This window comes from Klebsiella sp. K47, assembly GCF_051858335.1.
Lineage (GTDB): Bacteria > Pseudomonadota > Gammaproteobacteria > Enterobacterales > Enterobacteriaceae > Klebsiella > Klebsiella pneumoniae.
The window spans coordinates 78360-103552 of record NZ_JBPYUI010000009.1; the positions used below are offsets into that span (position 1 = coordinate 78360).

At 58.5% G+C, this 25193-nt stretch carries 23 protein-coding genes; 13 read left to right on the top strand and 10 right to left on the bottom strand.

The window, feature by feature from the left end:
• Positions 1 to 14: 14 nt before the first annotated feature.
• Entirely contained in the window at positions 15 to 2261 is a 2247-nt protein-coding gene (ptsP, locus tag RRF55_RS10895; RefSeq protein ID WP_002915935.1) for a phosphoenolpyruvate--protein phosphotransferase, read from the bottom strand.
• Between the two features lie 12 nt (positions 2262 to 2273).
• Entirely contained in the window at positions 2274 to 2804 is a 531-nt protein-coding gene (gene rppH / locus RRF55_RS10900) for an RNA pyrophosphohydrolase (RefSeq protein ID WP_002915936.1), read from the bottom strand.
• 453 nt (positions 2805 to 3257) lie between these two features.
• On the opposite strand from rppH, the gene RRF55_RS10905 reads away from it, so the two are divergent.
• The 5 genes from RRF55_RS10905 (at position 3258) to RRF55_RS10925 (ending at position 6562) form a co-directional block, all read left to right on the top strand.
• Entirely contained in the window at positions 3258 to 3401 is a 144-nt protein-coding gene (locus RRF55_RS10905) for a hypothetical protein (RefSeq protein WP_004218186.1), read from the top strand.
• Positions 3402 to 3486: 85 nt separating this feature from the next.
• On the top strand, positions 3487 to 4182 hold the full coding sequence (gene mutH, locus RRF55_RS10910) for a DNA mismatch repair endonuclease MutH (RefSeq protein WP_004143967.1): 696 nt from the start codon (positions 3487 to 3489) through the stop codon (positions 4180 to 4182).
• 63 nt (positions 4183 to 4245) lie between these two features.
• Positions 4246 to 4959 carry a TerC family protein gene (locus RRF55_RS10915; RefSeq protein WP_002915973.1) on the top strand — a complete coding sequence of 238 codons (714 nt, stop codon included), beginning with the start codon at positions 4246 to 4248 and terminating at the stop codon, positions 4957 to 4959.
• Positions 4960 to 5082: 123 nt separating this feature from the next.
• Positions 5083 to 5301 carry a YgdI/YgdR family lipoprotein gene (locus tag RRF55_RS10920; RefSeq protein WP_002915974.1) on the top strand — a complete coding sequence of 73 codons (219 nt, stop codon included), beginning with the start codon at positions 5083 to 5085 and terminating at the stop codon, positions 5299 to 5301.
• A 220-nt stretch (positions 5302 to 5521) separates the two neighbouring features.
• Positions 5522 to 6562: an NADP(H)-dependent aldo-keto reductase gene (locus RRF55_RS10925; protein ID WP_002915975.1), complete on the top strand. Its 1041-nt coding sequence runs from the start codon at positions 5522 to 5524 to the stop codon at positions 6560 to 6562.
• Between the two features lie 103 nt (positions 6563 to 6665).
• Here RRF55_RS10925 and lplT read toward each other — a convergent pair whose 3' ends face one another.
• Entirely contained in the window at positions 6666 to 7859 is a 1194-nt protein-coding gene (gene lplT / locus RRF55_RS10930; protein WP_004185495.1) for a lysophospholipid transporter LplT, read from the bottom strand.
• A complete protein-coding gene (gene aas, locus RRF55_RS10935; RefSeq protein ID WP_020802360.1) occupies positions 7852 to 10011 on the bottom strand; it encodes a bifunctional acyl-ACP--phospholipid O-acyltransferase/long-chain-fatty-acid--ACP ligase in 2160 nt (719 codons plus the stop codon). Before aas ends, lplT begins: the two co-directional genes overlap by 8 nt.
• A gap of 621 nt (positions 10012 to 10632) precedes the next feature.
• Between aas and galR the strand changes: the two genes are divergently transcribed.
• Positions 10633 to 11649, top strand: a complete 1017-nt coding sequence (galR, locus tag RRF55_RS10940) for an HTH-type transcriptional regulator GalR (RefSeq protein WP_002915981.1) — start codon at positions 10633 to 10635, stop codon at positions 11647 to 11649.
• On the opposite strand, the gene RRF55_RS10945 is transcribed toward galR, so the two are convergent.
• From RRF55_RS10945 to RRF55_RS10960, 4 genes are all read right to left on the bottom strand, one after another.
• Positions 11610 to 12089: a GNAT family N-acetyltransferase gene (locus tag RRF55_RS10945; RefSeq protein WP_032433583.1), complete on the bottom strand. Its 480-nt coding sequence runs from the start codon at positions 12087 to 12089 to the stop codon at positions 11610 to 11612. The genes galR and RRF55_RS10945 overlap by 40 nt on opposite strands.
• Positions 12086 to 12859, bottom strand: coding sequence for a GntR family transcriptional regulator (locus RRF55_RS10950; RefSeq protein WP_002915985.1), 774 nt, complete (start codon positions 12857 to 12859; stop codon positions 12086 to 12088). The genes RRF55_RS10945 and RRF55_RS10950 overlap by 4 nt, the downstream gene beginning before the upstream one ends.
• 67 nt (positions 12860 to 12926) lie before the next feature.
• On the bottom strand, positions 12927 to 14354 hold the full coding sequence (locus RRF55_RS10955; protein ID WP_130974831.1) for a glycoside hydrolase family 1 protein: 1428 nt from the start codon (positions 14352 to 14354) through the stop codon (positions 12927 to 12929).
• 7 nt (positions 14355 to 14361) lie between these two features.
• Positions 14362 to 15699, bottom strand: a complete 1338-nt coding sequence (locus RRF55_RS10960; RefSeq protein WP_004174520.1) for a PTS sugar transporter subunit IIC — start codon at positions 15697 to 15699, stop codon at positions 14362 to 14364.
• A gap of 299 nt (positions 15700 to 15998) precedes the next feature.
• On the opposite strand from RRF55_RS10960, the gene RRF55_RS10965 reads away from it, so the two are divergent.
• Positions 15999 to 17000 (top strand): LacI family DNA-binding transcriptional regulator, encoded by a 1002-nt coding sequence (locus RRF55_RS10965; protein WP_004229436.1) that lies wholly within the window; start codon positions 15999 to 16001, stop codon positions 16998 to 17000.
• Here the strand turns inward: RRF55_RS10965 and lysA are convergent.
• The gene (lysA, locus tag RRF55_RS10970) at positions 16993 to 18255 is read right to left on the bottom strand and encodes a diaminopimelate decarboxylase (RefSeq protein ID WP_004181191.1); all 1263 of its coding nucleotides are present in this window, start codon (positions 18253 to 18255) and stop codon (positions 16993 to 16995) included. The two genes, RRF55_RS10965 and lysA, sit on opposite strands and share 8 nt — an antisense overlap.
• A 137-nt stretch (positions 18256 to 18392) precedes the next feature.
• Here lysA and RRF55_RS10975 point away from each other — a divergent pair, with 137 nt between their 5' ends.
• Positions 18393 to 19319: a LysR family transcriptional regulator gene (locus tag RRF55_RS10975; protein ID WP_002915991.1), complete on the top strand. Its 927-nt coding sequence runs from the start codon at positions 18393 to 18395 to the stop codon at positions 19317 to 19319.
• On the opposite strand, the gene RRF55_RS10980 is transcribed toward RRF55_RS10975, so the two are convergent.
• Positions 19285 to 19998, bottom strand: a complete 714-nt coding sequence (locus RRF55_RS10980) for an aspartate/glutamate racemase (RefSeq protein ID WP_002915992.1) — start codon at positions 19996 to 19998, stop codon at positions 19285 to 19287. The two genes, RRF55_RS10975 and RRF55_RS10980, sit on opposite strands and share 35 nt — an antisense overlap.
• 139 nt (positions 19999 to 20137) lie before the next feature.
• On the opposite strand from RRF55_RS10980, the gene RRF55_RS10985 reads away from it, so the two are divergent.
• The 5 genes from RRF55_RS10985 to RRF55_RS11005 all read left to right on the top strand — a co-directional run bounded on the left by RRF55_RS10985 (position 20138) and on the right by RRF55_RS11005 (position 25145).
• A complete protein-coding gene (locus RRF55_RS10985) occupies positions 20138 to 20464 on the top strand; it encodes a cupin domain-containing protein (protein WP_002915993.1) in 327 nt (108 codons plus the stop codon).
• A 452-nt stretch (positions 20465 to 20916) separates the two neighbouring features.
• Positions 20917 to 21807 (top strand): carbohydrate ABC transporter permease, encoded by an 891-nt coding sequence (locus tag RRF55_RS10990; RefSeq protein ID WP_002915995.1) that lies wholly within the window; start codon positions 20917 to 20919, stop codon positions 21805 to 21807.
• Positions 21800 to 22702: a carbohydrate ABC transporter permease gene (locus RRF55_RS10995; RefSeq protein WP_002915996.1), complete on the top strand. Its 903-nt coding sequence runs from the start codon at positions 21800 to 21802 to the stop codon at positions 22700 to 22702. The genes RRF55_RS10990 and RRF55_RS10995 overlap by 8 nt, the downstream gene beginning before the upstream one ends.
• 12 nt (positions 22703 to 22714) lie before the next feature.
• Positions 22715 to 23842, top strand: coding sequence for an ABC transporter ATP-binding protein (locus RRF55_RS11000; RefSeq protein ID WP_004211903.1), 1128 nt, complete (start codon positions 22715 to 22717; stop codon positions 23840 to 23842).
• A gap of 16 nt (positions 23843 to 23858) precedes the next feature.
• Positions 23859 to 25145: an ABC transporter substrate-binding protein gene (locus RRF55_RS11005; protein ID WP_009308582.1), complete on the top strand. Its 1287-nt coding sequence runs from the start codon at positions 23859 to 23861 to the stop codon at positions 25143 to 25145.
• The last annotated feature ends 48 nt before the right edge of the window (positions 25146 to 25193 follow it).

Sequence of the window (25193 nt, forward strand, 5' to 3'; positions counted from 1 at the left end):
CACCCGGGCTAGCGCTACCGCCCGCCGCGGATCAGGCCGCCGAGACCGCGACGCTCCATAAAGGCCGCCACCTGATGGCGCACCTCGGCGGTCATCTGCGCATCGAGGCTGCGACGCGACAGCTCCTGCGCCTCTTCGATATCAATGCGGCGCAGCAGATACTTCACCCTCGCCACCGAGCGGCCGTTCATCGACAGATGGCGGTAACCGAGGCCGATAAGGATCGTCACGCACATCGGGTCGCCCGCCATCTCGCCGCACAGGCGCAGATCGATGCCAAAGCGCTCCGCGTCATGGGCGATCATCGCCAGCGCCCGCAATACCGCAGGATGCAGGCTGTCATACATGCTGGCGACCCGGGTATTGTTGCGGTCGACGGCCAGCAGGTACTGGGTCAGGTCGTTCGTCCCTACCGAGATAAAATCGATCCGGCTGGCCAGCTGCGGCAGCATAAAGACCATCGACGGGACCTCCAGCATCACCCCCAGGCGCGGACGTGGGATGGCGTAGCCGATCATCTCTTCCACTTCCCGGCTGGCGCGATCGATCAGCCGACGGGCCTCATCCACCTCCTCCAGACTGGTCACCATCGGCAGCAAAATGCTGAGGTTGCCGGTGGCGGCGTTGGCGCGCAGCATCGCCCGCACCTGGATCAAAAAGATCTCCGGCTGATCGAGGGTGATGCGGATCCCGCGCCAGCCGAGGCACGGGTTCTCTTCGCTGATCGGCATATACGGCAGCTGTTTATCCGCGCCGATGTCCAAGGTACGCAGGGTCACCGGTTTGCTGTTAAACATCTGCAGCATGCCCTGATACTGGGCGACCTGCTCCTCTTCTGAGGGGAAGCCGCTCTGCAGCATAAAGGGAATTTCGGTGCGGTAGAGGCCAATGCCGTCAACAAAGCTGCCGAGCTTCTCTTCGTGCTCGGGGCTTAAGCCGGCGTTAAGCATGACTTTCACCCGCTCGCCGCTTTTCAGCTCCGACGCGCGCTGGAGATCGTCCTCCGCCAGGCGGCTGAGTTCGTTCTCTTCGCTGATAAGGCGCTGATACTCCTGCAACAGGACAGGTTCAGGATCCACCAGCAGCTCACCGCGATAGCCATCGACAATCAGCGTATGGCCATGCAGCAGCGAGGGCTGAATATCGGCGCCCATCACCGTTGGGATGCCGAGGGCCCGCACCATAATAGCGGCATGGGAGTTGGCGGCGCCATCGCGCACCACCACGCCGGCCAGGCGATCCTGCGGCACTTCGGCGAGGGTGGTGGCCGACAGCTCGTCCGCCACGAGGATAATGCGCGCCGGCCAGGTGTTGGGCCCCTGAATACTGTCGTCGAGATGGAACAGCAGACGCTGGCCCAGGGTACGCAGATCGCCGGCCCGCTCTTTCAAATAGCCGTCGCTCAGCGCGGCAAACTGTTCGGCGAACTTCTCAATGATCTTTTTGACGGCCCACTCGGCGACGGCGCCTTTGTCAACTTCGGCAAACAGCTCGCGACGCAGGCGGGCGTCAGAGAGCAGGTGCGAGTAGAGATCGAAGATCGCCGCCGTCTCTTTTTGCGCCCCGGCGGCGTAGCGTTTGCTGTAGCGACGAAACTCGTTGGCCGCCTCTTCCAGCGCACCGGTCAGGCGTTCGCGTTCCGAGGCGGTGTCCAGCGTCGAGGCTTCATACACCTGCTCCATCAGCGGCAGGCTGACGTCCATCCAGCCCTCGGCGATCGCCACCCCGGAAGAGGCCGGCAGAGCGCGAATGCGCGTTTGACGATACTGGCCGAACAGGGCGTTCAGCTGGGACTGGGAGAGGATCGCCGCCATCTGGGTGGCGAGGGTGACGAGGAAAGACTCTTCGCTTTCATCAAACTGACGCAGCTCGCGCTGCTGGACCACCAGCACGCCCAGCAGCTGGCGGCGCTGAATGATCGGCACGCCAAGGAAGGCGCGGAAGCGGTCCTCTTTGACGGCGGGGATATATTTGAAGCTGGGGTGTTTTTGCGCATCGGCGAGGTTGATGGGTTCCGCCAGGCGGCCAACCAGCCCCACCAGGCCTTCATCGAACGCCAGCGCAACGGTGCGCCCGCGAGGTTTTTTTAACCCGCGGGTGGCCATCAGGTAATAGCAGCGTCGGTCATTGTCAGCCAGGTAAACCGAGCAGACTTCCGTCTCCATCGCCTGGCAGACATCCGTCACCAGAATATCCAGCGCCTCGTTTAAACGCGGCGCGCTCGCGACCTTCTCGACTATTTCTCGCAACCGAGTGAGCATAATGTGCGTGGCTTAACCTCTTTTACGTCGATAAGCAGGCGCGTTTTGCGGCTTAGGTGCGCTCTCCGCCAGCGACATGGTCACGCTGGCGAACTCTTTCATCACCCGGCGGTAGACGTCGCGCTTAAACGACACCACCTGGCGAACCGGGTACCAGTAACTCACCCAGCGCCAACCATCAAATTCAGGTGTACTGCTGGTTTGCATATTGATGTCCGCATCATTGCCGATCAACTGCAAAAGAAACCACTTTTGTTTCTGGCCGATACAAACCGGCTTTGTGTCCCAACGCACCAAACGTTTAGGCAACTTGTAACGCAGCCAGTTACGGGTTGAGGCCAGGATCCGCACATCTTTACGGCTTAACCCGACCTCTTCAAACAATTCCCGATACATCGCCTGCTCTGCGGATTCTCCTGGATTAATGCCCCCTTGCGGGAACTGCCACGAGTGCTGACCATAGCGCCGGGCCCACATCACCTGGCCCTGACGATTACAGATTACAATACCGACATTTGGGCGGTAGCCATCGTCATCAATCACCGGACTACCTCAAGATAAGCTTCAATGTGAATGATTGTTTCACACTCGCCGGAAACGGTAAACCACTCTGTTCGCACACTGAGAACGGATAACATTTGAATAACTCACAGTAATTGCCAGAGTTATAAACAATGAAAGCGCGTGACAGCCGATTTTATTCACTTTTTCTGTGGATAGAGTTGTGAAGAAGTACGGAATTAACCCGGGAAAACCCAGAGTAATCCGAACATCGCATCGCTAGCATCTGAAAATAATAGTATCATATTCATAAAGTTAGAATATATTCCTTTCACACATTACAGCATAACGTGACGATCATCACACATGCGATCCGCCGACTGATGAAAGATCGAGCAATGTCGATTTTATCCACAGATTACGCGCAGGCCACCGGCAGATTTTCTCTAAAAATTCGATTTTCGTCGCACGTCAAGGCTGTAAATCGAACCAGTAGTGAGTCTTTTCCCCAGTTATCCCACTTTTCTGTGGATAACATGGTGTAAGATCCTGTTTATTGTCAGTGACCAGTTCTGGAAAACCCGTTTACACCGTTTTCATAAGCCGCATGATGAGTTTAAAAAGCCATATAAATCATGAGATTGGTATAGTTACTCAGAAAACGGTAAACTCTATCCACAACGCGCAAAATTAGCGCTCACTTTTTAACCAAAGGTATTACCCTATGCCCGCTATCGCTCCGCTCGCCTCACCGCCGCAAAGTCAGGAACAGCTGCTGGCCCAGGCCCGCCAGCTGGCCGGCTATTCGCTGGGCGAGCTGGCGGCGCTGGCGGGGATCCCCATTCCGCGCGATCTGAAGCGCGATAAAGGCTGGACGGGCATTCTGCTGGAGCTGTGGCTGGGCGCCAGCGCAGGCAGTAAACCCGAGCAGGATTTCGCCGCGCTGGGGGTCGAGCTCAAAACGATCCCCATCGACAGCCGGGGACGCCCGCTGGAGACCACCTTCGTCTGCGTCGCCCCGTTAACCGGCAATAGCGGCGTCACCTGGGAGAGCAGCCATGTACGGCATAAGCTGCAGCGCGTCCTGTGGATCCCGGTGGAGGGTGAACGCACCATCCCGCTGGCGGCGCGGCGCGTCGGCGCACCGCTGCTGTGGAGCCCGGACGAAGACGAGGAGCGCCAGCTGCGCATGGACTGGGAAGAGCTGATGGATCTCATTGTTCTCGGTGAGGTCGAGCGCATTACCGCCCGCCACGGCGAGGTGCTGCAGTTAAGACCGAAAGCCGCCAACAGCAAGGCGCTGACCGAAGCCATCGGCGCCCGCGGGGAGACAATCCTCACGCTGCCGCGCGGTTTCTATCTGAAAAAGAATTTTACCGCCGCTCTGCTTGCCCGCCATTTCTTGTTACAACACGATTAATTTTTTGTTCTGCGTTGGGGGTTGCATATAATTGCTGCTTTCTATTTTGCAGGACTTTGAACAATGTTATTTGCATGGATAACCGATCCTAACGCCTGGTTGGCGCTGGGCACATTGACGCTGCTGGAGATCGTGCTCGGGATCGACAATATTATTTTCCTCTCTCTGGTCGTGGCTAAGCTCCCCACCGCCCAGCGCGCCCATGCGCGCCGGATCGGTTTGATGGGCGCGATGGTCATGCGTCTGGCGCTGCTGGCCTCAATCGCCTGGGTCGTTAAGCTTACCAACCCGCTCTTTACCGTTTTCGGTCAGGAGATCTCGTTTCGCGATCTGATCTTGCTGCTCGGCGGGCTGTTCCTTATCTGGAAAGCCAGTAAAGAGATCCATGAATCTATCGAAGGTGAAGAGGAGGGGCTGAAGACCAACGTCCACTCCTTCCTCGGCGCCATCGTGCAGATCATGCTGCTGGATATCATCTTTAGCCTCGATTCCGTCATCACCGCCGTCGGCCTGTCGGATCATCTGTTCATCATGATGGCGGCGGTGGTGATCGCGGTGGGGGTGATGATGTTCGCCGCGCGACCTATCGGCGATTTTGTTGACCGTCATCCTTCGGTGAAAATGCTGGCGCTGTCGTTTCTGATCCTCGTCGGCTTTACCCTGATGCTGGAAAGCTTCGACGTCCATGTGCCGAAGGGATACATCTATTTCGCCATGTTCTTCTCTATCGCGGTGGAGAGCCTTAACCTGCTGCGTAATAAGAAAAACCCGCTGTAAACCACAAAATTGCAGCCTGGTCACAGGCTGCAACCCTTTTTCAGACTTTACTGCTTTTTATGTCTCACAAATCAGGCTATTAATAGACGGGTATGGGGTGCAGCTACTGAAGAGGTGTTGACGATGAAGAAATGGGCAGTATTGATTTCCGCCGTAGGACTGGCGTTCTCGGTTTCCGGTTGCAGCAGCGATTACGTCATGGCGACCAAAGATGGGCGAATGATCCTGACCGACGGTAAACCTACCGTGGATGACGATACCGGTTTAATCAGTTACGAAGATCAGCAGGGTAATAAAATGCAGATCAATCGTGACGACGTTTCGCAAATCATTAAGCGTTAATCTTTCCCTGTCGGCCCCAGCTTCTGTTGACGCTGCGCTTACCGACCACCAGTCTTTTGAGAAGAGTCGGGATATACCAGGACGCCGCGGGTTTCACCCACCGCCCCTCCTCGTCACCCGGCTTTTTTGATTTTTTACTTCCTCTTTTTCTCACCCTCTGCCATGTTGATACTCCTTTGTCGGGGAATGCCTGACCTTATAAATAAAAAGGAAGCTGGCTATGCAGTATCACCGTATCCCACACAGTTCTCTTGAAATCAGCACCCTCGGGCTGGGAACCATGACTTTTGGCGAACAGAATAGCGAGGCCGATGCCCACCAGCAGCTCGATTACGCGGTTGCCAACGGCATCAACCTGATCGATGTCGCTGAAATGTACCCGGTCCCGCCGCGCCCGGAAACCCAGGGGCTGACTGAAACCTACGTCGGCAACTGGCTGGCGAAACGCGGCAATCGCGAAAAGCTGGTGCTCGCCTCGAAAGTCAGCGGGCCCGCGCGCAATAACGACAGCAGCATTCGGCCCAATCACGTCCTGGACCGCAAAAATATCCGCGAGGCGCTGCACGCCAGCCTGAAGCGGCTGCAGACCGATTATCTCGATTTATATCAGGTTCACTGGCCGCAGCGGCCAACCAACTGCTTTGGCAAGCTGGGCTATACCTGGGCCGACGCCGCGCCCGCCGTGACGCTGCTGGATACCCTCGAAGCGCTGACCGAGTTCCAGCGCGCCGGGAAGATCCGCTACATCGGCGTGTCGAACGAAACCGCCTTCGGCGTGATGCGTTATCTGCACCTGGCGGATAAGCACGACCTCCCGCGGATCGTGACTATTCAGAATCCTTACAGCCTGCTGAACCGCAGCTTTGAAGTCGGCCTCGCGGAAGTGAGTCAGTTCGAAGGCGTGGAGCTGCTGGCCTACTCTTGCCTGGCTTTCGGCACACTGACCGGCAAGTATCTCAACGGTGCGAAGCCGGCGGGGGCGCGCAATACGCTGTTCAGCCGCTTTACGCGCTACAGCAGCGAGCAGTCGCAGAAAGCGGTAGCGGCCTATGTGGATATCGCCAAACGCCACGGCCTCGATCCGGCGCAAATGGCGCTGGCCTTTGTGCGTCGGCAGCCGTTTGTCGCCAGCACCCTGCTGGGGGCGACGACCATGACGCAGCTGCAGGCCAACGTGGAAAGTTTGCAGCTTGAGCTGAGCGAAGAGGTATTAGCGGAGATTGAGGCGGTGCATCAGGTTTATACCTACCCGGCGCCGTAAGAAAGCAAAGCCCCGGGTAGCGGCGTATACGCCTTACCCGGGCTACCGAAGAGCAGATATTGGCGACCCCCTCGCCCAGTCAAGCGCAGCGTAAGCCGGGAGGTTATTTACGCCGCCCCCAGACCCACAGCGCGGCGATGGCCACGGCGAATACCGCGCCAAAGCCTATCCCCACGGCGACCGGTGGAACGCCCACGCTCACCGCCAGGGAATAGAGCCCCAGCATCAGCAGCATCGCCACGTTCTCACCGAGGTTCTGTACCGCAATGGCGTTACCTGCCCCGACCGAATGTTTCCCACGCTCCTGCAGCAGCGCGTTCAGCGGTACGATAAAGAACCCGCCGAACACCCCGAGCAGCAGCAGCAGACCGAACGCCGGCAGCAGCGACTGCTGCACCGCAAAGGCTATCACCGCGATACCGATCAAAATCCCGGCCGGCATACAGCGCGACACCGTCTCCAGGGTCACCAGCTTCGCCGCCGCCCCGGCACCCAGCACAATCCCCACCGCCACCATCGCATTAAGATAGGTGGGCATGGCGTTGCTGGTAATGCCCAGCGCCACCGGCACCCAGATCACCAGCAGGAAACGCAAGGTCACGCCAGCGCCCCAGAACAGGCTGGTGCCCATCAGCGAAAAGCGGGTTTCGCCGTTGCGCCACAGCGTCCGGCAGGCGCTGAAGAAGCTGTGCGTCATTGGCTTAAAACGCCACGACTGCCCCGGACGCGCCGCCGGCAGCCTGGGTATCCACAGGTTAGCCACTACCGCCCCGCCGTAGACCAGCGCGCAGACGATCAGCGCCGCCAGCACGTGCCAGTCGGCGAGGATCCCGCCGGCCATGGAGCCCAGCAGGATCGCCGCGATGGTCGAGGACTCCATCAGTCCGTTAGCCTTCACTAACTTATCGCCGGTGGTGAGTTCGCCGAGAATGCCATACTTGGCCGGCGAATAGGCGGCGGCGCCAATCCCCACCAGCGTATAGCCGATAAACGGATTGACGCCGAAGCAGATGCAGCCGGCGCCGAGCAGTTTCAGGCCGTTGGCCACCATCATCACCCGGCCTTTGGCAAAGCTATCGGCGAACTGGCCGACAAAGGGGGCAAAGAGGATGTAAGCGCCCACAAACAACATCTGCAGGACCGGCTGGCTCCACTCCGGATAATAGAGCTGCTTCATCAGCGCCAGGGTGGCGAAGAGAAGCGCATTGTCGCCGAAGGCCGACAGGAACTGGGCGCAGATCACCGCCACCATCCCTTTCGAGTACAGCGAAGGGTTAGTATGTACTGACTCACTCATGGGTTGTTTCCGCCTCGTCGACCATATTTTTCAGGGTGACATAGTCTGGCTTGCCGCTGCCGAGCACCGGTAGCTGTTTCAGCCAGCGTATATCTCGCGGCACCGCCAGCTCCGGTACGCCGTGCTGGCGAGCGTAGCGCAGCAGGGCTTCACGAGTCAGTTCATTATCGGTGGTAAACAGCACCAGCGCCTCGCCTTTGCTGGCGTCCTGTTTAATCGCCGTGGCGTGCATTTTGTCCGGCGACGCGCCGAGGGCCACCTGCTCCACCATCTCGAGGGAGATCATCTCGCCGGCGATTTTGGCGAAGCGCTTCGCGCGGCCCTGAATGCGGACATAGCCCTGCTCGTCGAAGGTAACGATATCCCCGGTGTCATACCAGCCCGCTTCCATCTCGCCGTGCTGGTTTTCCGCCGCAGGCGCTTCCAGCATGCCGGGGTTTTCCACCCGCAGGTAGCCTTTCATGATGTTCGGCCCTTTCAGCTGCAGCCGCCCCCCTTGCTCAATGCCTGGCATCGCCAGCAGGCGGGCGTCCATCCCCGGCAGGATGCGGCCCACGGTGCCGACCTTCGCCGCCATCGGCACGTTAATCGAGACCACAGGCGCGCACTCGGTCACGCCATAGCCTTCGAGAATGCGCAGGCCGAATTTATCCTGCCACAGCTGTTTGGTGCTCTCCTGCAGCTTCTCCGCCCCGGCGACCACGTAGCGCAGGCGGTAGAAATCGTACGGATTGGCGAAACGGGCATAGTTGGCGAGGAAGGTCGAAGTGCCGAACAGCACCGTACAGTTGCGATCGTAGACCAGCTCCGGCACCACGCGATAGTGCAGCGGGCTGGGATAGAGAAACACTTCCGCCCCGGTAAGCAGCGGCGTCAGCAGGCCGACGGTGAGGCCAAAAGAGTGGAACAGCGGCAGCGCCGACATAAAGCGGTCATTGGCGGTAAAGTCGGCGATAGTTTTGATCTGCTCGACGTTGGACAGCAGACTCTTATGGCTGTGCACCACCCCTTTCGGATTGCCCTCGGAACCGGAGGTGAAGAGGATCATCGCCGCGTCTTCCGGCTGCTGCTTAACCTGCGCCAGACGCGGCGCCAGCAGATGAGCAAAAATCCACAGTTTGTCAGCGAGGGTGATATCGCCTTTAAGATCTTCCAGGAATACCCAGCGCACCTGGGTCAGTTGCTCCGGCAGGTGCCAGAGTTTGCCTTTATCGAGGAAGGTGCGCGAGGTGAAAATGGTGTTGAGCTCCGCGGCGGCTATCGCGCTGCTGAGCCCTTTCACCCCGGCGGTATAGTTCATCATCGCCGGAATACGCCCGCGGGCGATAGCGCCGAAAATCACCGCCGCGCTGATGCCGGCGTTAGGCAGCATCAGGCCGATCTTCTCGCCCGGCTGGCTGTATTTTTCCAGAATGCGGGCGACAAACAGGGTTTTGGTCAGCAGCTTGCGATAGGTATCCGGCTGGAAGTTGATATCCTCCACGCAGGGTTTGCGCGCGCCGAAGCGGTCCTGCGCCGCCAGCAGCGACTCATACAGGGTTTCCCGCGGGCGCACCGCCATCCGGGCTTCCATCATGATCTGATGCAGCATCTCCCCGGCGATTTTGCGCCGGTCGCGGGCGCGCGGCGCCTCGGGCATCGGCAGATGGGTGGGCGGCAGGAGATGCAGCTGAATACGCGGGAACAGGCGACGTTTCACCAGCCCCTTCAGCCGGCTGAAGGGTGTCAGTTCGGCGCCTTCAATACGCAGCGGCACAATGGTCGCCTGCGATTTGGCGGCGACAAAGGCGGCGCCGTCATAAATTTTCATCAGCGAGCCGCTGACCGAAATTCGCCCTTCCGGGAAAATAACCACCGGCCGCCCCTGCTCAATCAGGCGCACCAGATGTTTGATCGACATCGGCTTGGTCGGGTCCAGCGGCACAAAATCGATAATCGGCGTCAGCGCGCGCATAAACCAGCGCTGGCTGATTGAGGTATAGACCGCAAAAACCGGTCGGACCGGCAAAAACAGCGCCAGCAGAATGCCGTCGAGGAAAGAGACGTGGTTCGGGGTGATTAAGACCTTTTGCTGGTATAAAGCCTGCGTGTCGCCGGTCAGTCTGACCCGGTATAACCCCTTGAACAGCAGTCTGAAAAATCCCAAAAGCATAACAACTCCATGTGACCGGTTGATGAGTCAAAGCAGGTTACACGAGAAGGCATGGGAAAGCAGTGCAGCGGGGGGATTTTCGGAATAAAAAAAACCTGCGCATCCGCGCAGGTCGGTGTAAGACGTTCAGTACGAAGAGCGTACCTGAGAAACTCACCTATCAATACCTCTGGGATCTCGATTGTCACGTTTTTTGGCCGTAACGGGCCAGCGGGAAAACGCAAGGGAGTGAGCCTAAGTGCAACGAGGTATTACGATTTTCGCTATCTGTAACAACGCCGATAGCGGGCAAAAAAAAACCTGCGCATCTGCGCAGGCTGGTGTAAGTAAAGTGGTCAACGTGACGTTGACTCCACCTATCAATACCTCTGGGATAGCCAGAATATCAACCGGATCCGCGAACAAACCAGCGAACATTCGCAACAGCGCATCGCAAAGTGTAAGCAAAGGTTTGTATTTTCCTGCGCCGGTTTCAATTACCGATCGCGTCAATGTAAACAGGTCACCGATAAGCCCGCGCTGAATCACATTTGCGCCATTCCTTCGCCGCCGCGCCTTGAATCTGCCGCTCTTTCCCGTAACATAGCAGTATGTAAACGCTTACCCTAGAAAAGGCATGGTATGGCGACTATTAAGGATGTAGCCCGACTCGCAGGAGTCTCCGTCGCTACCGTCTCCCGCGTCATCAACAACTCTCCCAAAGCCAGCGAAGCCTCGCGTCAGTCCGTGGGCGCGGCGATGGAAACCCTGAACTATCACCCCAACGCGAACGCCCGGGCGCTGGCCCAGCAGTCAACGGAAACCGTCGGCCTGGTGGTGGGCGATGTCTCCGACCCCTTCTTCGGCGCGATGGTCAAAGCCGTCGAACAGGTGGCCTACCGCACCGGCAACTTTTTGCTGATTGGCAATGGCTACCACAACGTGCAGAAGGAGCGCCAGGCGATAGAGCAGCTGATCCGCCATCGCTGCGCGGCGCTGGTGGTGCACGCCAAAATGATCCCCGATGAGGAACTCGCCGGGCTGATGAAACAGATCCCCGGCATGGTGCTGATCAACCGCATCCTGCCCGGATATGAAACCCGCTGCGTGGCGCTGGACGACCGCTACGGCGCCTGGCTGGCGACCCGCCATTTGATCCAGCAGGGGCACACGCGTATCGGCTATCTGTGCTCAAACCATGATATCTCCGATGCGGAAGATCGGCTGCAGGGGTACTACGCGGCGCTGGAGGAGAGCGGCCTGCCGTGCAACGACCGGCTGGTCACGTTTGCCGAGCCGGATGAAAGCGGCGGCGAACAGGCGATGACCGAACTGCTTGGCCGCGGCCGCCACTTTAGCGCCGTCGCCTGCTATAACGACTCGATGGCCGCCGGCGCGATGGGGGTGCTGAATGACAATGGCATCGACGTTCCGCGGGAGATTTCGCTGATTGGCTTCGACGATGTCCTGATTTCGCGCTATGTCCGCCCGCGGTTGACTACCGTCCGCTATCCGATCGTCACGATGGCGACCCAGGCGGCCGAGCTGGCTTTAGCCCTGGCGGAGCAGCGGCCGGCGCCGGAGATCACCCATCTGTTCAGCCCGACGCTGGTCCGTCGTCACTCGGTGGTCGCCCCGCAGGAAGGCGATAAGTCATAGCGATAGAGGTGCACGGCGGTGGCCGGGTAATCCAGCCCCTCGCCGATGTAGCGCCAGCCGAAGCGTTCATAGAAATCCCGGCAGGTGGAGTAGAGATAGAGCTCCCGAAAGCCCGCGCGGCGGGCATAATCGATCACATGCCGCTGCAGTTTTCCGGCCAGCCCCTGACCGCGGGCGGCGGGCGCGACGTACAGCGCCGCCAGCCAGGGAAACAGATCCTGGCGGCTGATCAAATCGCAGCGCCAGAGGCCAATCGTGCCGAGCAACTGCTCGCCTTCCACGGCAATAAAGGTCAACGGCAGCGCCTCCGCCGTCTGGCTATGCTGCACGATGCTGGCGAAGAATTGCCGCGGCAGCGTCTCGCCGCCAAAGGCCTGCCACAGCCAGTCGGTCACCTGCGGGGCATACTGCGGCGCAGCGTACAGCGGCAGGATCGTCATACCAGCTTCCCCTGAAAAATCGGCACTGAGTCGAACAGATAGCCGTCAAAGTCGGGGGCGTCCTCATCGGACAGCTCCAGCAGGCTGTTTTTGACGTTTTCCAGATGCTGCCACATCGCCTGCCAGGCGCCCATCACATCGCGACGCCGCAGCGCGGCGAGCAGGGTCTGCCGGTCGCCGAGCCATTTCAGCCGCCAGGCGCGGCTGGCAATATGCACATTGAACTGCTGCCACAGCGGGCTGCTGTCCATCTGCAGCCAGATCCGCTCTACCGTCGCCAACAGCATCTGGTTCTGCGTCGCCCCGGCGAGCACCAGATGGAACAGACGAGCGTTATCCTGCGCGGTGTCGTTGAGAGCGATTGCCCGCTGCTCCTGTTCAATAATCCGCTTCAGATTGTCGATATCGGCGCGGGTGGCCATTTTCGCGGCAAAGGCGGCGATGTTGCTCTCCAGCAGCTGGCGCGCCTGGAGAATTTCAAACGGGCCGACGTCGCTGCTGAGCAGCTGCTCCTCTTCGCTGTCGTTCTCGTGGGGAATGCGCATGACATACACCCCGGATCCCTGACGAATATCCACCGTCCCCTGCAGCTCCAGCATCAGCAGCGCTTCGCGCACGATGGTCCGGCTGACGCCATAGGTTTCGGCAATATGGCGTTCCGGCGGCAAACGCGACCCGACCGGGTAGCGCCCCTGCGCGATCTGGGCGCGCAGGTCATCACCAATCTCCTGATAGGGCTTCTTTTCCGGCGGAACTATCGCTTTTTCCACAAAATCACCTGTGCGTTACATGCCTGCGAGTCAAATACGCCGCTATCTTAGCAAATATTGCCCCCGGCTAGCGGTATTCATCATCGATATCCAGCACCAGTTCACGCCGTTCGCCCAGTTGACGAAACCAGTGCGCCGAGGCTTTGGGTCGCCGGGCGCGATGGTTTTGCAGATCGATTTCGATAAGCCCGTAGCGGTTTTTAAAGGCGTTCATCGGCGATACGTTGTCGGTAAACGCCCACAGCATATAGCCCTGGCAGTTGGCCCCTGCCTCGCGGGCGCGCAGGGTGTGCCACAGATGTTCGCTGATAAAACGAATGCGGTAGCTGTCATCGATGACGCCTTCGCGGTTACGGAACTGGCCTTCGTTTTCCACCCCCATCCCGCTCTCCGCCACGAACCACGGGATGTTGCGATAGTCATTTTTTATCCGCATCGCCATATCAAAGATGATTTGCGGGTAGATTTCCCAGCCGCGGGAGGCGTTCATCCGCCGGCCGGGCAGCTCAAACGGCTCATAATACCAGGCCGGATGGAACGGGGTGTGCGGATGCCAGGCCCGCGACGGGGCTTTGACCCGGTGCGGGTAGTAAAGATTAATCCCCAGCTCATCGACGGTGTGCTCGCGGATAACCGCCAGATCCTCCTCGCTGGTCTCCCACGTCACCTGATGCTGCTCAAGCAGCGCGAGAAGCTCCGGCGGCCAGACGCCGTGCACCAGCGGGTCGAGGAACATGCGGTTGTAGAACAGATCGTAGATCTCCGCCGCGCGCAGGTCATGGGGGGCGCGTGAGCGTGGGTAGGTCACCTCCGGATTGAGGATGCAGCCGACGGTCCCGGGATAGCCGAGCTCACGAAACCGCTTCACGACGCTGGCGGTCGCCAGCACCTTATGATAGTTCCACTGCATCCAGATGCTGGTGTTCTGCTCATAGGGCCAGCGCAGAGCATCCAGATAGACCCGGGTCTGCACCACAATTGGCTCATTAAAGGTAAACCAGCGCGTCACCTTCGGGTGGTAGCGGGCAAACACCTTCTCCGCGTAGCGCACAAACAGCTCAACCACCGTTTTCGACCCCCAGCCGCCATACTTTTCCAGCAGATAGCCGGGCAATTCATAATGCTCAAGGCAGATCATCGGCGTGATGCCGTTGGCCAGCAGCGCATCGAACAGCTGGTCATAATAGGCCGCATACTCCTCATCCACCGTGACGTTTTCATAGTCGGTCAGAAAGCGCGACCAGTTGATTGAGGTGCGGTAGTGGGTCAGCCCGGCCAGCTTCATCAGCTGCACATCTTCCTGAAAGCGGTTGATAAAATCGGTGGCCACCGCCGGGCCATAGCCGTTATGCCAGACGTGGCGATCGTTTTTGTACCAGAGATCGGGCCAGGAGTCCTGCCCTGGTTTTTTCCCGCTCCAGCCTTCGGTCTGCCAGGCGGAAGCCGCCGCGCCAAGGATAAAATCATCGGGAATGGTCATCCGTACGGTAGTCATAGGCTCCTCAGACAGGGTTGGCGGTTTGTTGATTGTCTACCTGACGCTGCGCGGCATCGGCACGGCGGGAGGCGATTTTGACGAAAGGCAGATAGATAAGCACCGCGACGACGATGCAGATAAGCTGGGTCACCACCGCCCCCATCGAGCCGGCGGTGGAGAGCCAGGCGTTGATCAGCGGCGGTGTGGTCCAGGGCACCATCACCACCGCCTTGCCGGCGAAGCCGGTCAGGGTGGCGAAATAGCCGATGCTGCCGGTCACCAGCGGGGTGATGATAAACGGGATGGCGAGGATCGGGTTAAGCATGATCGGCATCCCGAAGATCACCGGCTCGTTAATATTGAACAGCCCCGGGCCTATCGACAGCTTGGCGATCTCTTTCATCTCTTTGCGCCTGGTGGCGATCATCACCGCAATCAGCAGGCCGATGGTCAGCCCCGAGCCGCCGATGCTCATGTAGACATCCCAGAAGGGCATCGTGATGATGTTCGGTACCTCTTTCCCCTGCTCAAAAGCGCTCATATTGACAGTGATCGCTCCCAGCAGCAGCGGCTCGCGGATCGGCTTGATCATCTGGTTGCCGTGAATGCCGATCACCCAGAACAGCTGGGCGACGAACATCAGCAGCAGGATCCCCGGCAGGCTCTGCACCACCCGCTCCAGCGGCTGCTGCACCACCTGGTAGACCGCATCGTAGAGATACATTCCCGTCAGCTGGTGAAAGAGAAAACCAAAGGTGGCGATCGCGGTGGTGGTGATGATCGCCGGGATCAGCGCGGAAAAAGAGGCAGAGACGTTCGGCGGCACGGTATCCGGCATTTTGATCTTCAGTCCCTTACGCCCCTCCAGCCAGCAGTAAATCTCCACTGACAGAATGGCGATGAACATCCCAAGGAACAGACTGCGGGTATCGGAAAACTGGCGCAGCAGGACATCTTTCACCACGTGCATCTGGCCATCGACCATCATCTCTACCGTGGTCGGCGTGACGCAGATAAAGCAGATCACCGCCAACAGGCCGGGAAACAGGCTTTTGATGCCGTTGATCCGCCCCAGCTCAATACCGATCAGAAACACGGCGCCGATATTGAGGAAGTTGAGCGTAGCGTAGTTTAGCGCGCTGGTGATCGGCTTCAGCGCCGCAAGAAAGGAGAGCGAGGAAAAGCTGGCGAGCCCATTCTTCGGATCCAGCACCATATTGGAGATCAGCACCGAAAAGGCCCCGACGATGATCACCGGCATCAGGGTAATAAACGCCGATTTGATCGCCATAATGTAGCGATAGCTGTTGAATGTCGTCGCGAAACGCCCCAGCGCGTCGATCAGTTTGTCCTGTAATGCCATAAAAGAGTACCTCAGTGTAAAGGGCTTATTGCGGCCAGGTGAACAGCCAGAGACTTTTGGCATACCAAAACATAGTCGCCAGGCAAAAATAGTTCTGTGACAGCGCTCGCAACGCGCACAGTGGTATCCCAAATATCCAATAAAATCGACATTGGCATACCAGAGTCTGTCGGCTCGTCAGTTCCTGCCAAAAGCGTGATCGCGATGGTTTTTCCGCCCCGCCCCGTCGATATGTCCCTTTTCGGTCTGTGATAAACTGCGCTTTACCACGTGAAATCAGGAATCGATGAATGGCTACAATGCTGGATGTCTCAATTCGCGCAGGCGTCTCGAAAGCGACGGTTTCCCGCGTGTTGAACGGCACAGGTCAGGTGAAAGAGAGCACCCGCCAACAGGTCTTTAAAGCGATGGAAGAGCTGGGCTACCGGCCCAATTTCCTTGCCCGTTCGCTGGCCAATCAGACCAGCAATAGTATCGGGCTGGTCGTCTCCACCTTTGACGGCTTCTACTTTGGCCGTCTGCTGCAGCAGGCGTCACGCCAGACCGAAGCCTGGGGAAAGCAGCTTATCGTCACCGACGGCCATGATACGCCGGAGCGCGAAGAGGAAGCGGTGCAGATGCTCGCCGACCGGCAGTGCGATGCGATCATCCTCTATACCCGGCACATGAGCGAGAAGGCGATCATGTCGCTGATTAACTCGATCGCCATGCCGCTGGTGGTGATTAACCGCGATGTGGCGCAGGCCCGCGAACGCTGCGTGTTCTTCGAACAGCAGGAAGCCGCCTTCCAGGCCGTGGAGTATCTGATTACCCAGGGCCACCGCGATATCGCCTGCATCACCGTCCCGATGCATACCCCTACCGGCCAGGCTCGCCTGCAGGGCTACCGCAACGCGCTGATAAAACATGGTATTGAGTGGGATCCGAGCCGGGTGAAGTATGGGGACTCGACGATGACCCGCGGCTACGAACTGTGCCGGGAACTGCTGGACGAGAAAGCCCGCTTCAGCGCGCTGTTTTCCTGTAACGATGATATGGCGCTGGGGGCGTCAAAGGCGCTGCATCAGGCGGGGCTGCGTATTCCACAGGATGTGTCGCTGTTTGGCTTCGACGATGCGCCAAGCGCGAAATGGCTGGAGCCGGGGCTGTCGACGGTTTATCTGCCCATCGACAACATGATCACTACGGCTATCGACCAGGCGATCAAGCTTGCCAATCAGCAGCCGATAGAAACGATCCCGCCGTTTACCGGCACGCTGGTGCTTCGCGAGTCGGTGACGACGGGACCTTTTTTTAAATAAGCTCTAAGGCCAGCAGCTCCTGGATGGTCTGGCGACGGCGGATCAGCCGCGCCTTGCCGCCATCAAACAGCACCTCCGGCAGCAGCGGACGGCTGTTATAGTTGGATGACATCGAAGCCCCGTAGGCGCCGGTGTCATGGAGCACCAGATAATCCCCAGGCGCTACCGCCGGCAGCAGGCGGGTCTCGACTTTGCCCCCCTCCTGCTGGGTAAAGACATCCCCGGATTCGCACAGCGGCCCGGCCACCACGGTTTCGACCTGCGGCGCGGCGCTGAGATCCCGGCCATCCGCCGCCAGAGCGGTGATATGGTGATAGCTACCGTACATTGCCGGGCGCATCAGGTCGTTAAAGCCGGCGTCAATCAGCACGAAGTGACGGCTGCCCATCTCTTTCACGCTGCGCACCTGCGACACCAGCACGCCGGACTCGGCCACCAGGAAGCGTCCTGGCTCAATCTCCAGTTTCACCGGGTGCCCCAGATGGGCCGCGATCTGCTCCCGGGCGCGGTTCCACAGGCCATAATAGTGGGCGGTGTCGATGGCCTCTTCACCTTCGCGGTAAGGAATCGACAGACCGCCGCCGGCGGAGATGGCCTGCAGATCCTGGCCAAAGTCGACGACCTGGCGCACCATCGCGCCGCACACCTGCTCCAGGTGACCATAGTCAACGCCAGAGCCGATATGCATATGGATCCCGACCAGCTGCAGCTGATAGCGACGCATCACTTCCAGCGCCGCCGGCAGGTGGCTGTACCAGATGCCATGCTTGCTATTCTCACCGCCGGTATTGGTTTTCTGGCTGTGGCCGTGACCAAATCCCGGGTTGACGCGCAGCCAGACGCGATGGCCCGGCGACACCTCGCCCAGCTGGCTCAGCATGTCGATCGAGCCGGCGTTCACCGGGATCTGTAACGCCTTCACCCGATCGAGGGTGGCGTCGTCGATCAGATCGGCGGTAAAGACGATATCCTCTGGATTCTGCTGCGGATCGTAGCCTGCCGCCAGCGCCCGCTCGATCTCCCCCAGCGACACCGAGTCCACCTTCACCCCCTGCTCACGCATCAGACGCAGAATATGAATGTTAGAGCAGGCTTTTTGCGCAAAACGCACCACGTCGAACTGGCTGAGCTGGGCAATCTGGCGGCGAATAATCTGCGCATCATAGACCCAGACCGGACAGCCAAATTCCGCGGGCAGGCGCAGCAGGTTGTCTGCGGTCAGGTCAGTATCGGTGGCGTAAAGCGAGTGTGGCATAAGAACTCCGGTGCAGTGCGTGTGTTGGTCGCTGTTTTTTTTCGATTACGCCACAGTGGCGGACGAATAAAAAATATCGTTTTATCGCGACTCTATGCAAAAATGATATGGTTCCAGCCGAGCCTCACGGAGACCGCATGCCAGCCGTCAATTTGCGTCATATCGAAATCTTTCACGCGGTGATGACCACCGGCAACCTGACCGAAGCGGCGCGGATGCTGCACACCTCGCAACCCACGGTCAGCCGCGAGCTGGCGCGCTTTGAGAAGGTGCTCGGCCTGCAGCTGTTTGAGCGGACCCGCGGTCGCCTGCAGCCGACGGTGCAGGGCCTGCGTTTGTTTGAGGAGGTTCAGCGCTCCTGGTATGGCCTGGACCGTATCGTCAGCGCCGCCGAGAGCCTGCGCGAGTTCCGCCAGGGCGAGCTGTCGATCGCCTGTCTGCCGGTGTTTTCCCAGTCCTTTCTGCCGCTGCTGTTGCCGCCGTTTCTCGCTCGCTACCCGGAGGTCAGCCTGCAGATCGTCCCCCAGGAGTCGCCGCTGCTGGAGGAGTGGCTCTCCGCCCAGCGCCATGACCTTGGCCTGACGGAGACCCTGCATACCCCCGCGGGCACCGAACGCACCCCGCTGCTGACGCTGAATGAAGTCTGCGTGCTGCCCGCCGGCCATCCGCTGGCGGCGCAGGCGACGCTGACCCCCGCCGATTTTCAGGGCGAAAACTACATCAGCCTGTCGCGCACCGACAGCTATCGCCAGCTGCTCGACGCCCTGTTCCTTGAGCATCAGGTTAAACGGCGGATGGTGGTCGAAACCCACAGCGCGGCCTCGATCTGCGCCATGGTGCGCGCCGGCGCCGGGATCTCGGTGGTGAATCCGTTAACCGCCCTGGACTATGCCGATAGCGGCGTGGTGGTGCGCCGCTTCAGCGTCGAGGTGCCGTTTACCGTCAGCCTGATCCGCCCCCTCCACCGCCCGCGCTCGGCGCTGGTCGACGCCTTTGTTGCCCACCTGCAGCAGAGTCTGCCGCAGATCCTCACGCCGCTGGCGTCGGTCCTGCAGAGAGCATAAAGTTGACCGCGTCTTCCGCGTGGATCGCCGCGGTGTCAAAGACCGGCAGCGGGCTGAGCTCGGCAGGCACCAGCAGGCCAATCTCCGTACAGCCGAAAATAACCCCTTCCGCCCCCTGCTCCGCCAGGGCGGCGATCGTCTGCAGATAATAATCCCGCGACGCCTCGCTGAAGGTGCCGAGACAAAGTTCGTCGAAGATGATCTGATTGATCTGCGCCCGATCGTCAGCCTCAGGGATCAGCGTCTCGATGGCAAACTGCTCCTGCAGACGACCGCGGTAAAAGGTCTGCTCCATGGTATAGCGGGTGCCCAGCAGCGCGACCCGGCGCTGACCTTTGGCGGCAATCGCCCGTCCGGTGGCATCGGCAATATGCAGGAAGGGAACCTGGCAGCGGGCGGCGATGGCATCTGCGACTTTATGCATGGTGTTGGTGCACAGGACAATGCCTTCGGCCCCCGCCTGCTGCAGCCCGACCGCGGCCTCAGCAAGGATCTCTCCGGCGCGATCCCAGTCGCCGGCGGACTGGCAGGCTTCGATGTCGTGAAAATCGACGCTGTGCAGCACCAGGCTGGCAGAGTGCAGGCCGCCCAGTCGCGCCTTAACGCCCTCATTGATCAACCGATAATAGGGGATCGTGGACTCCCAGCTCATGCCGCCTAACAGGCCAATGGTTTTCATCTTCTGCTCCTTATGTCGTTTCTGCCAGTGAAGCAAACTTGTGATCAACTTTCCACTTCTCTGGCCGCGTATTTCTTTTTCATGAAGAGTGGGATAAGTTAAATGAAACAATGTTTCACTTTAACAACAGGATCGCCAGATGTTTATTTTTCATAAAGACACCACCCTTGAAGACCTCGGCAATGGCGTAACCCGCCGCATTCTGGCCCACGACGGCAAAATGATGGCCGTGGAGGTGAATTTTGCCGCCGGCGCCGTCGGCCCGATGCATAACCATCCTCACGAACAGCTCACCTATGTGCTTTCCGGCGAGTTCGAGTTCACCATCGGCGAGGAGACGCGCGTCGTCAGCGCCGGCGATACGTTGTATAAGCGGCCGGGGATTATGCACGGCTGCGTCTGCCTGCAGCCCGGCACGCTGCTCGATACCTTTACTCCCATTCGCGAAGATTTTCTTGAAGGCTAATCCATAACGGGGGCGTTCGCCGTCCCCGGTTACTGCCCGGCGCCCTTCAATAAAAAGATGCTGCCATAATCATTATCCTGGTAATTATATTTCCCGCTCAGTTAAGCCTAATTTTTCATTCCTTTCAGGCGCCCTTTACGGCCAAAATGCTTACCACCTCACCTTTTTGAAACATCGTTTCGACTTTGATCACATTTCCATCCTGATCTGCATGACGCAGAAACAAATCGCAATAAAATGAAATTAAAACGGTGTTTTATAAAAAACAGTTCAGCATAAAAAAAGGGGCTGTCAGCCCTTACCTGCTAGACCAGTTAAAGAATAACCCATTAATTAACAAGGACATGTTAAGCAGAGGAAGCGTTCAGACATTTTTGCGTTGTCAGGCGTAAAAGGCCGACAGCGCGGCGTCACCGGATCCGTATTACAACTCGTAAGCCAGGTAGGTATGTATGAATGAAAACAAGCTGCTGGGATTGGCATGGATATCGCCCTATATCATCGGGCTGATCGTCTTTACCGCTTTTCCCTTTGTTTCATCTTTCTTTCTCAGTTTTACCGAGTACGACTTGATGAGCCCGCCGGTATTTAACGGCATCGAAAACTATCGCTATATGTTGACCGAGGATAGCCTGTTCTGGAAATCGATGGGGGTGACCTTTGCCTACGTCTTTTTAACCATCCCCTTAAAACTGGCTTTCGCCCTCGGCATTGCTTTTGTGCTCAATTTCAAACTGCGCGGCATCGGCTTTTTCCGCACCGCCTATTACATCCCGTCGATCCTCGGCAGCTCGGTGGCGATTGCCGTGCTGTGGCGCGCCCTGTTCGCCATTGACGGCCTGCTGAACAGTTTTCTCGCCGTCTTTGGCATCGATGCCATCAACTGGCTGGGGGAACCCTCCCTGGCGCTGATGTCGGTCACCCTGCTGCGCGTCTGGCAGTTTGGCTCCGCGATGGTCATCTTCCTCGCCGCGCTGCAGAACGTTCCGCAGTCGCAGTATGAGGCGGCAATGATTGACGGCGCCTCAAAGTGGCAGATGTTCATGAAGGTCACCGTGCCGCTGATCACCCCGGTGATTTTCTTCAACTTTATTATGCAGACCACCCAGGCGTTCCAGGAGTTTACCGGCCCGTACGTGATAACCGGCGGCGGTCCGACCTATTACACCTACCTGTTCTCGCTCTATATCTACGATACCGCCTTTAAGTACTTCGACATGGGCTATGGCGCCGCGCTGGCGTGGGTGCTGTTCCTCGTCGTGGCGGTCTTTGCGTCGATCGCCTTTAAGTCATCGAAATACTGGGTCTTCTACTCCGCCGATAAGGGAGGCAAAAATGGCTGATATTCAACAGATGGCGCCGGTGATGAGCGACGCCGATCGTGAGGTCGCCCGTACGCTGCGCCGGGAAAAGGTGAGCCGGGTGGTGCGCTACGTCGTGCTGATATTCGTCGGCCTGCTGATGCTCTACCCGCTGGCGTGGATGTTCTCCGCCTCGTTCAAGCCGAACCATGAGATCTTCACCACCCTCGGGCTGTGGCCTGCCCACGCCACCTGGGACGGGTTTATCAACGGCTGGAAGACCGGCACCGAATACCATTTCGGCCACTATATGCTGAACACCTTTAAGTATGTGATCCCGAAAGTGGTGTTAACGATCATTTCCTCCACCATCGTGGCGTACGGCTTCGCACGCTTTGAGATCCCGTGGAAGAAGTTCTGGTTCGCAACGCTTATCACCACCATGTTGCTGCCGAGCACCGTCCTGCTGATCCCGCAGTACCTGATGTTCCGCGAAATGGGGATGCTGAACAGCTATCTGCCGCTGTACTTGCCGCTGGCCTTCGCCACCCAGGGATTCTTCGTCTTCATGCTGATCCAGTTTCTGCGCGGCGTGCCGCGCGATATGGAAGAGGCGGCGCAGATCGACGGCTGCAACTCCATCCAGGTGCTGTGGTATGTGGTGGTGCCGATCCTCAAGCCGGCCATTATCTCGGTGGCGCTATTCCAGTTTATGTGGTCGATGAACGACTTTATCGGTCCGCTGATCTACGTCTACAGCGTCGATAAGTATCCCATCGCGCTGGCGCTAAAAATGTCTATCGACGTCACGGAAGGCGCGCCGTGGAACGAAATTCTGGCAATGGCGAGCATCTCCATTCTGCCGTCCATCATTGTCTTCTTCCTGGCTCAACGCTACTTCGTGCAGGGCGTGACCAGCAGCGGAATCAAAGGTTAAGAGGGAAATATCATGGCTGAAGTGATTTTCAACAAACTGGAAAAAGTCTACTCCAACGGGTTTAAAGCGGTGCATGGTATCGACCTGAAGATTGCCGATGGCGAATTTATGGTGATCGTCGGCCCCTCCGGCTGCGCCAAATCGACCACCCTGCGCATGCTGGCGGGCCTGGAGACCATCAGCGGCGGCGAGGTGCGGATTGGGGACAAAATCGTCAACAACCTGGCGCCTAAATCCCGTGGCATCGCGATGGTGTTCCAGAACTACGCCCTCTATCCGCATATGACGGTGCGCGAAAACCTCGCCTTTGGCCTCAAGCTAAGCAAGCTGCCGAAGGCGCAAATCGACAGACAGGTGGAAGAAGCGGCGAAAATTCTCGAACTGGAAGAACTGCTCGATCGCCTGCCGCGCCAGCTCTCCGGCGGCCAGGCGCAGCGCGTGGCGGTGGGCCGGGCGATCGTCAAAAAACCGGACGTCTTCCTGTTCGACGAACCGCTCTCCAACCTTGACGCCAAGCTGCGCGCCTCGATGCGGATCCGCATTTCCGATCTGCATAAGCAGTTGAAAAAATCTGGCAAACCGGCGACCACCGTCTACGTCACCCACGATCAGACGGAAGCGATGACCATGGGCGACCGCATCTGCGTGATGAAGCTCGGCCACATTATGCAGGTTGATACCCCGGACAATCTCTACCACCAGCCGAAAAATATGTTTGTCGCCGGGTTTATCGGCGCGCCGGAGATGAATATTCGTCCCAGCCAGCTGGTTGAGCACGGTGGTCGCCTGCATTTGACGCTGGGCGATCAGCGGCTGCCGCTCAACGATCGGCTGCAAAGCAAAGTTGAAACCCATAAGAATCAGCAGGTGTTCTTTGGCGTGCGCCCGGAGTTTGTCTCTCTCTCCGATGAACCCTTTGCCGAAGGTTCCTGCGCGGGTGAAATGGTACGCGTAGAAAACATGGGACATGAATTCTTTGTTTATCTCAGGGTTGCTGATTATGAGCTGACCGCCCGCGTGCCGTCGGACGATGCGAAGCCGATGATTGCCAGGGGACTGAATCGCAAAGTCTATTTCACCTTTGATCTCAACAAGTGTCACATCTTTGACGCCAAAACCGAACAGAACCTCTCTCTGTGAACCCTGGAGCATAACAATGAAAAACGTGCTGATAAGCGCCACCCTCTCCGCCACCCTGGGCCTTAGCGCCTTCTCTTCGCTAGCGCAGGATGTCGACATGCGTATGTCCTGGTGGGGGGGCAACGGCCGCCATCAGGTCACCCTCAAGGCGCTGGAGGAATTCCACAAACAAAACCCAGACATCAACGTCAAAGCAGAATACACCGGCTGGGACGGCCATCTTTCACGCCTGACCACCCAGATTGCCGGCGGTACCGAGCCTGACGTGATGCAGACCAACTGGAACTGGCTGCCGATCTTTTCGAAAAATGGCGATGGCTTTTACGATCTGAATACCCTGAAAGACGAGATCGACCTCAGCCAGTTCGACGCCAAAGAACTGCAGTCCACCACGGTCAACGGCAAGCTTAACGGTATTCCAATTTCCGTCACCGCCCGCGTCTTCTACTTTAACGACGAAGCATGGAAAAAGGCGGGCATCCCCTTCCCGAAAACCTGGGATGAACTCATGGCGGCGGGAAAAACTTTCGAAAGCAAGCTCGGGAAACAGTACTACCCGGTGGTGCTCGAACACCAGGACGTGCTGGCCCTGCTCAACTCTTATATGGTGCAAAAATACAATCAGCCGGCCATCGATGAGAAAGGGCGAAAATTCTCCTACAGCAAAGCGCAGTGGGCGGATTTCTTCGGTATGTATAAGAAGCTTATCGACAGCCATGTGATGCCGGACACCCGCTACTATGCCTCCTTCGGCAAGAGCAACATGTACGAAATGAAGCCGTGGATCCAGGGCGAATGGGGCGGGACCTACATGTGGAACTCCACCATCAACAAATATTCCGATAACCTGAAGCCGCCGGCGAAGCTGGTGCTGGGGGAATACCCGATGCTGCCGGGCGCCACCGATGCCGGACTGTTCTTCAAGCCCGCGCAAATGTTATCGATTGGCAAATCGACGAAAAACCCGCAGGCGGCGGCGAAAGTGATTAACTTCCTGCTGAACAGCAAAGAAGGGGTGGATATTCTTGGACTGGAGCGCGGCGTGCCGCTGAGTAAAGCGGCGGTCACCTACCTGACCGAGGATGGGGTAATCAAAGCCGACGATCCGGCGGTGTCCGGCCTGAAGCTGGCGCAATCCCTGCCCACCGCTCTGCCGGTCTCCCCGTACTTCGACGATCCGCAGATCGTCGCCCAGTTCGGCACCACCCTGCAGTACATCGACTACGGTAAAAAGTCGGTGGAAGAAGCGGCCGAGGACTTCCAGCGCCAGACCGACCGCATTCTGCGCCGCGCGATGCGCTAACCTGCCCGCCTGAACTCTCCCGTGGCGTCCGCCGCGGGAGAGCCTGCC

Coding starts and splice junctions, on each gene's coding strand:
- ptsP (WP_002915935.1), bottom strand. CDS start 2,261: ATGCTCACTCGGTTGCGAGAAATAGTCGAGAAGGTCGCGAGCGCGCCG.
- mutH (WP_004143967.1), top strand. CDS start 3,487: ATGCCCGCTATCGCTCCGCTCGCCTCACCGCCGCAAAGTCAGGAACAG.
- RRF55_RS10915 (WP_002915973.1), top strand. CDS start 4,246: ATGTTATTTGCATGGATAACCGATCCTAACGCCTGGTTGGCGCTGGGC.
- RRF55_RS10920 (WP_002915974.1), top strand. CDS start 5,083: ATGAAGAAATGGGCAGTATTGATTTCCGCCGTAGGACTGGCGTTCTCG.
- RRF55_RS10925 (WP_002915975.1), top strand. CDS start 5,522: ATGCAGTATCACCGTATCCCACACAGTTCTCTTGAAATCAGCACCCTC.
- lplT (WP_004185495.1), bottom strand. CDS start 7,859: ATGAGTGAGTCAGTACATACTAACCCTTCGCTGTACTCGAAAGGGATG.
- aas (WP_020802360.1), bottom strand. CDS start 10,011: ATGCTTTTGGGATTTTTCAGACTGCTGTTCAAGGGGTTATACCGGGTC.
- galR (WP_002915981.1), top strand. CDS start 10,633: ATGGCGACTATTAAGGATGTAGCCCGACTCGCAGGAGTCTCCGTCGCT.
- RRF55_RS10945 (WP_032433583.1), bottom strand. CDS start 12,089: ATGACGATCCTGCCGCTGTACGCTGCGCCGCAGTATGCCCCGCAGGTG.
- RRF55_RS10955 (WP_130974831.1), bottom strand. CDS start 14,354: ATGACTACCGTACGGATGACCATTCCCGATGATTTTATCCTTGGCGCG.
- RRF55_RS10960 (WP_004174520.1), bottom strand. CDS start 15,699: ATGGCATTACAGGACAAACTGATCGACGCGCTGGGGCGTTTCGCGACG.
- RRF55_RS10965 (WP_004229436.1), top strand. CDS start 15,999: ATGCTGGATGTCTCAATTCGCGCAGGCGTCTCGAAAGCGACGGTTTCC.
- lysA (WP_004181191.1), bottom strand. CDS start 18,255: ATGCCACACTCGCTTTACGCCACCGATACTGACCTGACCGCAGACAAC.
- RRF55_RS10975 (WP_002915991.1), top strand. CDS start 18,393: ATGCCAGCCGTCAATTTGCGTCATATCGAAATCTTTCACGCGGTGATG.
- RRF55_RS10980 (WP_002915992.1), bottom strand. CDS start 19,998: ATGAAAACCATTGGCCTGTTAGGCGGCATGAGCTGGGAGTCCACGATC.
- RRF55_RS10985 (WP_002915993.1), top strand. CDS start 20,138: ATGTTTATTTTTCATAAAGACACCACCCTTGAAGACCTCGGCAATGGC.
- RRF55_RS10990 (WP_002915995.1), top strand. CDS start 20,917: ATGAATGAAAACAAGCTGCTGGGATTGGCATGGATATCGCCCTATATC.
- RRF55_RS10995 (WP_002915996.1), top strand. CDS start 21,800: ATGGCTGATATTCAACAGATGGCGCCGGTGATGAGCGACGCCGATCGT.
- RRF55_RS11000 (WP_004211903.1), top strand. CDS start 22,715: ATGGCTGAAGTGATTTTCAACAAACTGGAAAAAGTCTACTCCAACGGG.
- RRF55_RS11005 (WP_009308582.1), top strand. CDS start 23,859: ATGAAAAACGTGCTGATAAGCGCCACCCTCTCCGCCACCCTGGGCCTT.